Source organism: Rhodococcus sp. IEGM 1366 (assembly GCF_033142425.1).
Taxonomy (GTDB): Bacteria; Actinomycetota; Actinomycetes; order Mycobacteriales; family Mycobacteriaceae; genus Rhodococcus_F; species Rhodococcus_F globerula.
Map to the genome: position 1 here is coordinate 443,562 of NZ_JAWLRZ010000007.1, position 12,444 is coordinate 456,005.

14 protein-coding genes are annotated in these 12,444 nt (G+C 60.6%); 8 read left to right on the forward strand and 6 right to left on the reverse strand.

Annotated elements, in window-relative coordinates:
• Nucleotides 1-8 precede the first annotated feature (8 nt).
• The 3 genes from R4P64_RS23060 to R4P64_RS23070 all read left to right on the forward strand — a co-directional run bounded on the left by R4P64_RS23060 (nucleotide 9) and on the right by R4P64_RS23070 (nucleotide 2,086).
• Nucleotides 9-1,067 (forward strand): LLM class flavin-dependent oxidoreductase, encoded by a 1,059-nt coding sequence (locus tag R4P64_RS23060; RefSeq protein WP_317822844.1) that lies wholly within the window; start codon nucleotides 9-11, stop codon nucleotides 1,065-1,067.
• A gap of 8 nt (nucleotides 1,068-1,075) precedes the next feature.
• On the forward strand, nucleotides 1,076-1,639 hold the full coding sequence (gene msuE, locus R4P64_RS23065; protein ID WP_045064822.1) for an FMN reductase: 564 nt from the start codon (nucleotides 1,076-1,078) through the stop codon (nucleotides 1,637-1,639).
• Nucleotides 1,640-1,711: 72 nt separating this feature from the next.
• Nucleotides 1,712-2,086, forward strand: coding sequence for a CD225/dispanin family protein (locus tag R4P64_RS23070; protein WP_095887071.1), 375 nt, complete (start codon nucleotides 1,712-1,714; stop codon nucleotides 2,084-2,086).
• On the opposite strand, the gene R4P64_RS23075 is transcribed toward R4P64_RS23070, so the two are convergent.
• Entirely contained in the window at nucleotides 2,083-3,216 is a 1,134-nt protein-coding gene (locus tag R4P64_RS23075) for an alpha/beta hydrolase (protein WP_317822845.1), read from the reverse strand. The two genes, R4P64_RS23070 and R4P64_RS23075, sit on opposite strands and share 4 nt — an antisense overlap.
• A 184-nt stretch (nucleotides 3,217-3,400) precedes the next feature.
• On the opposite strand from R4P64_RS23075, the gene R4P64_RS23080 reads away from it, so the two are divergent.
• Together R4P64_RS23080 and R4P64_RS23085 are read left to right on the forward strand one after the other, a co-directional pair.
• Nucleotides 3,401-4,864: a flavin-containing monooxygenase gene (locus R4P64_RS23080; RefSeq protein ID WP_045064827.1), complete on the forward strand. Its 1,464-nt coding sequence runs from the start codon at nucleotides 3,401-3,403 to the stop codon at nucleotides 4,862-4,864.
• Between the two features lie 345 nt (nucleotides 4,865-5,209).
• Nucleotides 5,210-5,881 (forward strand): NAD(P)H-binding protein, encoded by a 672-nt coding sequence (locus R4P64_RS23085; protein WP_245006131.1) that lies wholly within the window; start codon nucleotides 5,210-5,212, stop codon nucleotides 5,879-5,881.
• Here the strand turns inward: R4P64_RS23085 and R4P64_RS23090 are convergent.
• A complete protein-coding gene (locus R4P64_RS23090; RefSeq protein WP_233366244.1) occupies nucleotides 5,859-6,629 on the reverse strand; it encodes an ABC transporter permease in 771 nt (256 codons plus the stop codon). The genes R4P64_RS23085 and R4P64_RS23090 overlap by 23 nt on opposite strands.
• 35 nt (nucleotides 6,630-6,664) lie before the next feature.
• Nucleotides 6,665-7,102: a GtrA family protein gene (locus tag R4P64_RS23095; RefSeq protein ID WP_045066699.1), complete on the reverse strand. Its 438-nt coding sequence runs from the start codon at nucleotides 7,100-7,102 to the stop codon at nucleotides 6,665-6,667.
• 142 nt (nucleotides 7,103-7,244) lie between these two features.
• On the opposite strand from R4P64_RS23095, the gene R4P64_RS23100 reads away from it, so the two are divergent.
• A complete protein-coding gene (locus R4P64_RS23100; protein ID WP_045064834.1) occupies nucleotides 7,245-7,949 on the forward strand; it encodes a TetR/AcrR family transcriptional regulator in 705 nt (234 codons plus the stop codon).
• Nucleotides 7,950-8,010: 61 nt separating this feature from the next.
• Here R4P64_RS23100 and R4P64_RS23105 read toward each other — a convergent pair whose 3' ends face one another.
• Nucleotides 8,011-9,510 carry an MFS transporter gene (locus R4P64_RS23105; protein ID WP_317822846.1) on the reverse strand — a complete coding sequence of 500 codons (1,500 nt, stop codon included), beginning with the start codon at nucleotides 9,508-9,510 and terminating at the stop codon, nucleotides 8,011-8,013.
• Between the two features lie 100 nt (nucleotides 9,511-9,610).
• Between R4P64_RS23105 and R4P64_RS23110 the strand changes: the two genes are divergently transcribed.
• Complete coding sequence (locus R4P64_RS23110) at nucleotides 9,611-10,270, forward strand: TetR/AcrR family transcriptional regulator (protein ID WP_230590437.1); 660 nt, start codon at nucleotides 9,611-9,613, stop codon at nucleotides 10,268-10,270.
• Nucleotides 10,271-10,279: 9 nt separating this feature from the next.
• On the opposite strand, the gene R4P64_RS23115 is transcribed toward R4P64_RS23110, so the two are convergent.
• The gene (locus tag R4P64_RS23115; protein WP_033237019.1) at nucleotides 10,280-10,483 is read right to left on the reverse strand and encodes a PspC domain-containing protein; all 204 of its coding nucleotides are present in this window, start codon (nucleotides 10,481-10,483) and stop codon (nucleotides 10,280-10,282) included.
• Nucleotides 10,484-10,684: 201 nt separating this feature from the next.
• Here R4P64_RS23115 and R4P64_RS23120 point away from each other — a divergent pair, with 201 nt between their 5' ends.
• Nucleotides 10,685-11,536, forward strand: a complete 852-nt coding sequence (locus R4P64_RS23120) for an alpha/beta fold hydrolase (RefSeq protein WP_317822847.1) — start codon at nucleotides 10,685-10,687, stop codon at nucleotides 11,534-11,536.
• A gap of 14 nt (nucleotides 11,537-11,550) precedes the next feature.
• Here R4P64_RS23120 and R4P64_RS23125 read toward each other — a convergent pair whose 3' ends face one another.
• Nucleotides 11,551-12,330, reverse strand: a complete 780-nt coding sequence (locus R4P64_RS23125; RefSeq protein ID WP_092803607.1) for an IclR family transcriptional regulator — start codon at nucleotides 12,328-12,330, stop codon at nucleotides 11,551-11,553.
• Nucleotides 12,331-12,444 lie beyond the last annotated feature (114 nt).

Genomic DNA, 12,444 nt, shown 5'->3' on the forward strand with positions numbered 1-12,444 from the left:
GAATCACCATGGCATTCGAACTCGGCATCTACCATTTCGGCGAACTCACGCCCGACCCCGAAACCGGCAAGACGATGAACCCCGGTGTCCACCTTCGACATTTGGTGGAGCAGGCAACCGTTGCCGACCAGGTCGGGTTGGACGTCTTCGGAGTCGGCGAGCATCATCGGACGGACTTCGCGGTCTCGTCGCCCGCTGTGGTGCTCGCCGCGATGGCGCAGGCCACCGACTCCATCAAACTCTCCAGCGCTGTCACCGTACTCAGCTCCGACGATCCGGTCCGCGTCTTCCAGCAGTTCTCGACGCTCGACCTCCTGTCCGAGGGACGAGCGGAGATCATCGCCGGACGCGGGTCGTACACCGAATCGTTCCCACTGTTCGGATACGACCTGTCCCAGTACAACGAGCTTTTTGCCCAAAAGCTCGATCTGCTCCTGAAACTGCGGGACGAGAATCCGATCACGTGGGAGGGACACCTGCGTCCCAGCCTCGTCGACGGTGACGTAACACCTCGGCCTGACCGTCAGATCCCGGTGTGGATCGCTGTCGGCGGCACCCCGGCGTCGGTAGTTCGGGCAGCCAAGCTGGGACTTCCGTTGTCGCTGGCCATCATCGGCGGTAGTTACCAGCAGTTCGAGCCCTTTGTCGACCTGTACCGCCGGGCCGCCGTGGAGTTCGGCCACGACCCGAAGAACCTGAAGGTTTCGATTGCGTCGCCAGGCTTCGTCGACACGTCGAAGCAGGCCGCTCTCGATACGTCGTACCCGTACTTCCAAGCCGGTTGGATGCAGAACCACCACCAGCGTGGCAACGGAGTTCCCATGCCGCGCAGGGCATACGAAGCGCAGGCGACAACAGCCGGAGCCTTCTTCCTCGGTGGTCCGCAAGAGATCATCGACAAGACAATGGCGCAGTACGAACTGTTTCACCACGACCGGATCATGATCCAGATGGGTTTCGGCAACGTTCCCCAGAAGGACATGCTCCGAGCCATCGAGATCCTGGGCACCGAAGTCGCTCCCGTCGTCCGCAAGGAAATCGAATCCCTGACACCAACCGAGAAGTAGGACAACTCATGACAACACCCCTGAAAGTTGTTGCCGTTGTCGGCAGCATGTCCAGGCCGTCGAAAACCCGGGCACTGGTCGACCTCGTCATCGAGACGATGGGAGACGTCGAGCAAGTCGACGCTCGGGTGATCGAGATCGTGGATCTGGTACCCGGCTTGGCCGGCGCACTCGATCGTGACCACGTCGACGCAGCCACCGCCGACGCGCTGAACGCGGTCGAAAACGCAGACATCGTGATTGCGGCGTCGCCTGTGTTCCGCGGTTCGTACACCGGAATGTTCAAGCATTTCTTCGATCTCGTCGATCAATATGCTCTCGCGAACACGCCTGTCATTCTCGCGGCAACCGGTGGAAGTGATCGGCATGCACTGGTTCTCGACCAGGCACTGCGGCCACTCTTTGCGTTCTTCCAAGCATGGACGGCTCCTGTCGGCATCTATCTCAGCGCCGGTGATTTCGACGGGACGACCATCCTCAACCCTGAGGTATTCGAACGTATCGACATGGCAGTCAAGGACGTTCTTCCGGTAGCCAGGTTGCTCGCGGATCACACATCGGTTTCCGCCTAGTTGGGTTACTCCGATGATTCTCGAGCTGAATCGCAGTAGCGTCGAGGAGAACCCTCATGTCAGGAGCCCATCATGACAAGTTCGGAACAACCCCCTCGGTCGCAACCCACCGCTGCGCAACCCACCGCTGCGCAACCCACGTCTGCAGCCTTCCCTCGGAACCCCGACCGCCCACCGGTCAATGCCGGGTGGGCGGTGGTGTCCTTGCTCTTCTTCTGGCCGCTGGCCTTCTCGGCATTCAACCACGCGTTCAACGTGTATCCGTTGTGGGCGGACGGCGACGCGGACGGTTCACGCTACGCATCGGACCGGGTCAAGAGGCTTGGACAGATATCACTCGTGATAGCGGGCGGGCTGCTGTTGATCTTCGTCATCCTGTACGCGATCGCGGCAATAGTGTGGTTCGCGCAGACCGGCGACAGCGATTTTCATCGCCGCATGCGCTAGCGCAATACTCGCTGCGTGAACTCGACAGTCTGATCCATCGATGCAATCACGGACTGACTGTGGGGGACTCCCTGGATTTCTTGATACTCGAATTGCGTACCTCTGGAACGTAGATCGACGAGTTGCGCCCAGGTGAACGGAATGGGGAGTGTTGTGTCGGCGGTGGACTGAACGATGCGCAACGGCCGGTCGTAACCGTCGACAGGAACCTGAAGCATCTCTCGCATCAATTCGTAAATGTGTGGCGTCCACAGCGATTGAGAAAAGAGAGCGCCCAAGGGAACCCTCTCGCTTGCAACAGTCTTACCGATATCGACCGCACACTGCGTCGCAGCCTTCTCCATCCACGAAATTCCGAGGGGCGAAAGATACTGTCGGACATTCTCTTCCTGGCGCTGATCATCGATCCCACCGAGAAGGTAGAGGACATAAACCACGAGGCCGGGAATACCCAACTCCGGGAACAACGGGCCACCGAGCGGGAACAACCCCTCCAGGTGAGTAGGTCCGGCAACAACCACTGTGCCCCGGAAATCCAATTCCGGTGCGCGGGAACTTGCTTCATGGCCGGCGAAGTAGGCAGCATGCCCACCTTCCGACAGACCCGCCACCATCCAGCGTTCGTCCAGCACGTCGCCGTACACCTCGTGCGCGGCGCGAACGATGTCGATTGCGTTGGCACCCGCGGCTGGGCCGTCGAGGTAGGCCAGAGCGCCCTCGGTCCCGAGTCCCGAGTAGTCCGTCGCCACAACTGCGTAGCCCTCCGCCAACCATCGCTCGATGGGGCGTCGTTCGGTCTCGTAGAACCCGGCCACCGAAGGCGCGCAGCGATCAGCGCTGCCCACCGTTCCGTGGGCGTACGAGATCACCGGCCACCCACCCGTCGGCGGTGCCCCCTCCGGCAGGAATATCGAACCCGACGAGATTCCTTGTCGATCGGCCGTCCGAAGAGTTCGGTAGACAATCTGTTCGGAAACGGCGGCTCCAATCGGTAGCGTCGCCGCGGCGAGTGGCATATGAGAGACAACCGATCCCGCGATCGGTTCTTCCGCGCGCGCAACTGTCGCATTCAGTGACAGCGCTGTACACACAACCACCAGTGCCGCGCCGACCCTACTCGAACAGCCCATGTTTTCTTTTCTCCATAACAATGCCCATGACGTGTACTCGGACATCCCATCATCTGCCATAACAACCGTGAATTGTGGAGCTTCGCGGCGCGAGGTTCCGATTTCGATCGCCGGCGCATCGGTCAGTAGGCTGGGTTTCGACCACCTTTTCACCGGGACGGCGCACTCGATACGGAGTACACAGATGAGCACCGAACACCTCGATGTACTGATCGTCGGTGCAGGCCTGTCGGGTATCGGTGCTGCGTATCGCCTGCAAACCGAGCTTCCCGGAAAGTCGTACGCCATTCTCGAGGCTCGCTCGAACAGTGGCGGAACCTGGGATCTGTTCAAGTATCCCGGCATTCGCTCCGACTCCGACATGTTCACGCTGGGGTATCCGTTCCGCCCGTGGACCGATGCCAAGGCAATCGCCGACGGCCCGTCGATCCTGCAATACGTCCGGGACACCGCCAGTGAGAACGGTATCGATCAGAAGATTCGGTACAACCAGAAAGTGACTGCGGCGTCCTGGTCGTCGGAAACGTCGGTCTGGACGCTCACTGTCGTGTCCGAGGATCGGGAACACACACTCACCTGCAATTTTCTCTATCTCTGCAGCGGCTACTACAGCTACGACGCCGGATACACACCCGATTTCCCAGGCTTGGAAACGTTTGGCGGAACCGTCGTGCATCCACAGTTCTGGCCGGACGATCTCGATTACACCGGCAAGAAGGTGGTTGTGATCGGAAGTGGCGCTACCGCAGTCACTTTGGTTCCCACGATGTCCAAGAGCGCCGAGCACGTCACGATGCTGCAACGGTCACCGTCGTACATTCTGACGTTGGCGTCGAAAGACAAGATCGCGGATTCCTTCCGCAAGTACCTGCCGAGCAAGGTGGCACACAGTGTGGCCCGGTGGAAAAGCGTCCTGGTCAATCTCGGCTTCTACCAACTGTGCCGTCGCAGCCCGGCACGCGCGAAGAAGCTACTGAGCATAGCCGCCAAGCGGCAACTCCCCCATGATGTTCCGATCGATCCGCACTTCACGCCCGCCTATGACCCGTGGGATCAGCGACTATGCGTCGTACCCGACGGCGATCTGTTCAAGGCGCTGAAATCCGGCAAGGCCTCCATCGAAACCGATCGCATCGAGACGTTCACCGAGTCCGGGATTCGCTTGATGTCCGGCACTGAACTCGACGCGGACATCGTGGTCACAGCAACAGGATTGAAGATGGAAGCCTGTGGCGGAATGTCCCTCGACGTCGATGGTGAGCCGGTATCCCTTGGCGATCGATACGTCTACAAAGGCATGATGATCAGCGAAGTTCCGAATCTCGCGATGTGCGTCGGGTATACCAACGCGTCGTGGACGCTGCGGGCAGACCTGACGTCTATGTACGTGTGCCGACTGCTCGCCGAGATGGACAAGCGCGGATACTCCACCTGCGTTCCGCAGGTAACCGAGGACATGGATCAACGCCCCATTCTCGATCTCGAGTCGGGATATGTGTTGCGTGCCGTCGAACAATTCCCGAAGCAGGGATCGAAGTCGCCCTGGAACATGCGTCAGAATTACATCCTGGATCGCTTCCACTCGACGTTCGGGAGCATCAACGACCACATGTCGTTCTCGAAGAACAACTCGCGCGCAAACAGGTAGACCAGTCGAACGAGTCCCACCACCACACCGATGAGAAGGCACATCGCGGAACCTGCGACAACAGCACACAGCGCGCCGAAAACGATGATGGTCAACGCCTCCACACATCGACCGGCGGTTTCCGACCCGAGCACATGTAGCTCGTCCCCCGCTTCGTCCATGCACCCATCCTCTCCCTACCGTCCGGACGGTTTGTAGGGACTTTGGTCGCAAGTTGGATGAAAGAGACCAATCGTTGCAGGTCAAACGTTCAGTTGGCGATCCGGCATAGTCCGCCCCGACACCGCTGCGTAGTGTGTTCGCAGAATTCGACAACGCAGAATTCGACAACGGGGGGCAACACAGATGAAGGTCGTAATTTTCGGGGCAACGGGAATGGTGGGCAACAGCGTTCTGCGCGAGTGCCTGACGGATTCGCGAATCGACACGGTAGTGACCGTCGGCCGTAATCCGATAACGATCGGCGACGCAAAAATAGTCGACATCGTTCATCGCGATCTGCTTGATCTCACGAGCATCGAGGGAGACCTCATCGGCGCCGATGCCTGCTTCTTCTGCCTCGGTGCCTCGTCTGCCGGAATGAACGAAACCGACTACACCCGGATCACCCGCGACTTCACGCTCGCTGCCGCGACGACACTCGCACGGCTGAATCCGCGCATGGTGTTCGTCTACGTTTCCGGCGAGAGTGCCGACTCCACAGAGACCAGCACGACCATGTGGAAGCGAGTACGTGGCGCAACCGAGAACGCACTGCTGGCACTGCCTCTGACCGTCTACATCTTCCGGCCGGGGTTTATCCGCCCGCGCCCCGGATCACCGTCGAAGACGTGGTGGTACAAGGCGTTCTATCAACTGTCAGCGGGGTTGTACCCACTGCTGCGCATTGTGCTGCCGGCAAGCGTCACAACAAGTGAGAACATCGGTACGGCAATGATCACTCTCGCGTCGAACGCCCCTGATCTGCCCGATCGGGTCCTGCGCAGCAACAAGATCAACGAACTCGCGCAACTCTGACTCTCCTACCTCGGTAGACGCGGCCTCGCGCAACCAACTCCACGGCAACAGCTACCGCGCAGGTTTGCGCCAACAACAGCCCTGCCAATACAAGGATCTGCACAGCCCCGGCCTGCACCGCGGATCCCGTCGCAAGCAGAACGCCGACAAACGCTCCGGGCAAAGTCACCAGGCCGACGGTTCGCGTCTGGTCGACTCCTGGCAGCAAAGCGTCGGCGGCGGCAGTTCTCGCCACCTCCCACCGGGCGTCGCGCTGCGAAAAACCAAGGCTGAGGGCAGCTTCGACCTCACCGTATCGGGAGTCGATGGCGTCGAGTCCACGTTTAGCGGCCATCGATGTCGCGGTCATAGCGCCGCCCATCACGATCCCGCCGATCGGCACGATCGCAACCCCCTCCAAGGGAACCACCCCTGATATGAGCATGAGTGGGAGCACAACGGCGATGCCCGCGAGCACAGCGGCACTCAGCCAAACGCCGGAGCGACCGGAGTTCGATCTACGCGCAGCCGTGAATGACGCGGCCGCAAACATCCCGATCAGCACGAGTACCGCCGACCAGAGGTGAGCGAGAGCAGCAGCCAGGATCAAGGAAATCGCTGCCAATTGGATGGCGCCACGCACCAGCGCACCGGGGACGACACGAACACTGCCGATGCGAGTGAAGCGATAAACGAGCGCCGCCAACACCGCCATCGCCAGACAGAGCAGCCCGAGACGGATACCGGAGTCGGCTATCGACATGCTCATGACTCACAGTGTTCCGCACGCTGCGTCTGGTTCGGTCAGAACACCCATCCACGGAGGGCGACAAAGCGCAGGCCTCCGACGAGTGCGCTGACGCCGATCACGAGGCCGGCTTGTACAACGCCAGTTGCGCCGGGGAACAGGAAACCCAGTGCGCTGATGGCAGCCGAGCTGGCGAGCAGTCCGACAAGTGCCAGTCCGCCGCCTTCCCACTGCGCGGTGAACCAGTGGACGCGGTCAGCGGCGTGGAACGTGAGCCGCCGATGAAGTTCGTTGGCAAGAATAGTGCTGAGCACCGCGCCCACGGCGTTGGCGACAAGGACTCCGTCGCCATGCAGAGCAAGGAACGCGGCGAAGTAGAGGATGTTACTGATGCCGCCGACAAGAGCGAATCGGATGAGCTGGATGAACGCACCGTCACCGGAGAGAGCCCGCAGTGCGCGGCCCGAGAAGCCGATATTCCGCGTACCCATCATCGAGGTCGTTTTACTCCCGACCCAGATGTCAGACGTGCTCATAAATGGCTTCTCTCGTGAAGTTAATCGGAACCATTCGTTCCGCTTAGCAATATAACACTAGCGGAACCGTATGTTCCGCTTAGTGTCGTAGACTGTGAGGATGCCGACAAGTCACCCCGATGCACTAGTGGGATCGTCGGACATTTGCGGACAGCCACGTCTGCGTGCCGACGCCCAGGCGAACCTCGAACGCATCCTCTGTTCCGCGCGTGAAGTCTTCGGAGCCCAGGGCCTCGATGCCACGCTGGCGGATGTCGCACGTCACGCGGGCGTCGGAGTCGGCACCGTCTACCGACGATTCGCCAGCAAGGACGAATTGATTCAGGCCTTGTTCGACTCCCGCTGCGCGGAGATCGAATCCCTTGCGACAACGTCACTCGAGATTCCCGGCGCCTGGGACGGGCTTGTCCACTACCTCGAAGCAATCTCGCGTCGTATGGCAGACAGTCGCGGATTCGGCGACATTCTGATGGACGCCCGTTTCACGTCCGACGCGTTCACCCGTGCCCGTGCCAGCATCACTCGCAGTACCGCCGCCCTCGTCAACCGCGCGAAGGATGAGGGCACCTTGCGCGACGACTTCGAAATCAGCGACGTTCCACTTCTGATCCAGACCATCAAGCTGTCGCAGAATTTCACGGGCGACGATGCTCCGGAGGCATACCGCCGCGTTCTAGGCTTCATCATCGACGGCTTGCGGGCATCGCGGACCACGCACCGTGAACTTCCCGTGCCGGCCCTCACGACCGAGCAACTCGACCACGTCATGCACCGTTACGGAAGTGGACCGGACGGCCCCTGCTGAGTCGAGGAGGTCGGGGCCGCCTGCTGACCAGTTCATTCAGACAGCGGCCCCGACCTTTATCTCAGTGCACCAGAACCGGTTCACCCTCAGGTGCCGTCGGGAGTAGTCCACTCCGAACAACCAATGCCGTCAGCACAGCGCCGACCGCAAAAATGGCTGCAGCCCAGTAGAACGTCGTGGTGTAACTTTCGACTGCGGCCTGCGCCTGCGTGATGGGGTTGACCTCACGACCGACGAGGTAATTCGTAGACGCGGATGCCGCGATGGTGCTCAGTAGTGCTGTCCCGATGGAACCGCCCACCTGTTGCATCGTGTTGACCGTTGCCGACGCAACTCCGGCATCTTCGTAGCGCACACCCGAGGTTGCGCCCTGCATCGACGGCGCGAAGATGCTGCCCATACCGAGGCCGGTGACGACCAGTCCGGGCAGAATGTGGACGGCGTACGTGCTGTCCACCGAAATCTGCGCCAGAATTGTCATTCCGATTGCGGCGATGACCATTCCGCTGGTGATCAGGATACGAGGACCGAATCTCGGCAGAAGTACTGCCGTGGACAGCGTTGCCGCCGTGACGATTCCGAACACCATGGGCATGAAGGCCAGACCGGTCACGATCGGCGTGTATCCGAGGATCAACTGCATGTAGTACGTCAAGAACAAGAAGACCGCGAACATGCCTGCGCCGGAAAGGAAGATAGCCAGGTACGAGCCGGCGCGGATTCGATCGGTGACCACTCGCAGCGGGAGCAGCGGATGGTCGGACTTGGTTTGCCAGTAGATGAATGCGGCCATGAATACGACGCCCGCGGTCAGCCACGCAATGGTGGTACCGGCACCCCAACCGTTCGATTCAGCCTTCGAGAATCCGAAGACGATGCTGAAGAGGCTGATCGACACCAGAACGGTTCCGGGGATGTCGAGTTTCGGCCTGGCTCCGGTAGTGACGTGGGGCGCAAACAGCAGCACGGCTCCGACCAGCGCGATTGCCGCGAAGAACAGGTTCACATACAGGCACCAGCGCCAGTCCACCCATTCGGTAAGCGCACCGCCGAGGAGCAATCCGATAGCGCCGCCGCCGCCGGCCACTGCGCCGAAGATGCCGAACGCCTTTGCCCGTTCTGCCGGATCAGTGAAGGTCACCGACAGTAGTGACAGTGCCGCCGGAGCAAGTAGCGCACCGAAGACGCCCTGACCTGCACGCGCGGCGACCAGCATTTCGAAATTGACCGCCGCCCCGCCGATTGCCGAGGTAAGCGCAAATCCGATCAGCCCGACGATAAAGGTGCGCCTGCGGCCGAACAGGTCACTCAACCGGCCACCGAGCAGCAGCAAGCTGCCGAAGGCCAAGGCGTACGCGGTGATGATCCACTGACGATCGGAATCACCGAATTCCAATGAACGCTGCGCTGCCGGCAGCGCGATGTTGACGATAGTGGCGTCCAAGACCACCATGAGCTGCGCAATTCCCAGAACCGCGAGAATCAGCCACCGTTTTGCGTGGTTGTCCCCTGAAGGCGCCGGGGACTTGTCGATTTCAGTCCACTCAGCAGTTTCTGACATGTTCCCTCGCCCGAGCTATGCGGAGATGGCTTCTCCGGTTAGCAAAAACGCTACACCCAAATGGAGATCATGTCTCCACTTGGCGAGTAAACTGGACATCATGAGCACCGCAATGGAGCGCCCTCTTCGCGCCGACGCCGCCCGCAACAGGCGATTGATCATCGACGCCGCGCGTGAGTTGTACGCGGAAGAAGGCATCGACGTCACACTCGACGACGTGGCTCGCCGCGCGGGTGTCGGCGTCGGCACGGTGTACCGACGGTTCGCAAACAAAGAAGAATTGATCGACGGCGTCTTCCAGCAGAACTTCGCCGACATGGCCGCTGCCACCGAGGCGTCGCTCGCCAACCCGGACCCCTGGGACGCCTTGGTGACATTTGCCGAATTCGCTTGTGGCCGAATGTCTGTCAACCGCGGACTCAAGGACGTACTCAACGGAACAGACGAGGGATGCGAGCAGGTCGCGAGTCAGCGATCCATCATCGAACCTGCCGTCGAAGAGATCTTTCGGCGAGCACGAGACGCCGGAATGCTGCGCCCCGATGCGGTGTCCACCGACCTCTTCGGACTCATCTTCATGGTGGGAGCGGTCACCGAGTTCGCCCAACCCGTCAACCCGACGGTGTGGCGCCGGTTCCTGTCGGTGATGCTCGACGGACTCCGCGCCGAGGGCAAACACCGAGACCCCTTACCTTTGCCACCCTTGACGCCGGACGAGCTGCATGAGGCAAAGCTGATACTCAAATCTCGCAAACGCTGAACAGCGCGCTCAGATCGCCTCGCGCGGAATGAAAATCCACATCACGAGGTAGATCAGAAACTGCGGTCCGGGCAGCAAGCACGACAGTACGAACAGCAACCGAACAGTCGACGCCTTCCACCCGAAGTAGCGTGCAATGCCGGCGCAGACACCGCCGAACATTGCGCCCGACCGTGCGCGAGTGAGCTTGCGGGTCTTCATCGATGACGTCATGGATTGACCTTTCGGTACGTGTCGCGGCGACTGCCGCGTTGACATCAACTATCCGCCGAACTGCCGCGCCGCACATCGGGCGCAGGACCCATCTTTCCGGCCACGGTTCATCCTCAGGTATCAGTGCTACCCCGAGCGACAATCAGGGTTGACCCCGACAGAAACGCACCTCAAAACTGACACCTGTTCTAGCATTGCCGAATGGACGTGAGCTACGAGGGAACCAAGAGAGAAATCGCTACCGACAAAGGGGTATTGCGTTATCACGAGGCGGGCGACGGTCCACCGCTGATTCTGTTGCACGGATCCGGAATCGGAGTCAGTGGATGGCGAAACTACCGCGGCAACCTTGCCACCTTCGCGCAGCACTTCCATTGTTACGTACTGGAATTCCCCGGCTTCGGTATCAGCGATCCCGTCGACGGCCATCCCGTCGTCACCGCAGGTTCCTCAGTCACTCGCTTCATGAATGCTTTGGACATCGAATCCGCTGCGATGATCGGCAACTCGATGGGCGGTGTCGTCGGGTCGAACGTGGCGATGCGGCACCCCGAGCGAGTGAAGAAACTGGTCACGATCGGCGGTGTTGGCCCCAACATTTTCAGCCAGAACCCGAGCGAGGGCACTCGACTGCTTCAGGAATTTGCCGACGGTCCCACACGGGAGAAGTTGATTCGATGGCTTCGATGCATGGTGCATGACCCCGGCATCATTACCGAAGAACGCATCGAGGAACGCTGGGAGAGCGCCAAGGATCCGGAATCCCACAAGAGTCTTGCAGCGATGTACGGGTCCAAAGCCTTTGCCGCGCAGCAGAAAATGACGTCCGAGTCGAATCGGCCACCGTACTGGTCCATGATGCACGGCGTGCAATGCCCGACATTGCTGACCTGGGGCCTCGACGACCGTCAGTGCCCGCCCGACATGCCGATGATCCCGATGCGACTCATACCGAACGCCGAGTTGCACATCTTCCCGAACTGCGGGCACTGGGTCATGGTCGAAGCGAAAGAAGCATTCGAACGAGTCACGCTCGAGTTCCTCCTCCGGTAGTGACGCGGCAAGTTCTACGGTACGGAGTGGGTTTTGAGCCGAGTCGTCAGGACATGTGCCTGCTCGAGCAGGAGTCTTCCCAGTTCGGGGATCCGGTCCGGCCGGAATCGAGTCTCGACACCGGTCAAGCTCAGGGCCCACGCCGGCCGTCCCCGTCGGTCGAAGACGGCGGCGCCCATTCCCCAACTCCCCTCGACGAGGAGAGCCGGATTGACCGCGTAGCCGGCGGCGCGGGTCAGGCTGATTCGACGGCGAACGGCTTCCTCACTGTGGCCGTCTCCCCACTCCGCGGTGAGGTCTCTACGCGCGAAATAACTGTCGACCTCACTGGCAGGCGAGTGACTCAGGATCACCAGACCAGCCGACGCGACGCCTAGTGGAAATCGTTTTCCTTCATAGAGCACATGGGATCTCAGAGGAAAGCTCCCCTCCTGCCTCACGACACACACTGTTTCGTCGCCGCGCCGTGCGGACAAGAAGGCACTCTCCCCCGTCAATCGGGCCAGATCCTCGAGAACATCGCGCGCCGAGTCGGTGATGTCATATCGACTGCCCGCAGCGGTACCGAGGAGATACAACTCCGGCCCCAGAGACCAACGCCCACTCTTCGCGTCGCGGTCCACCAGACCCTCTTCCGCCAGCGACGTAAGCAGCCTGTGAGCCGTCGGACGAGCGAGATCGGCCGCCTTGCTCAGCTCAGTGGTCGTTGCGCCGTCTGGTTCCGACGCGGCGACCGCACGCAAAACCGCTGCCACCCGCGCCACCATGTGCGGCGCTTGCTCCCTCGATGCCATGTGTCCATCCTAGCGTTCACTGAATGAACGTATCAATGATAATTGGTCGCCCAGCGACCATTTTCTATCATCTTTCCCATCGTCATTGATTGCTGGATCTGCGCATAGTTGAAT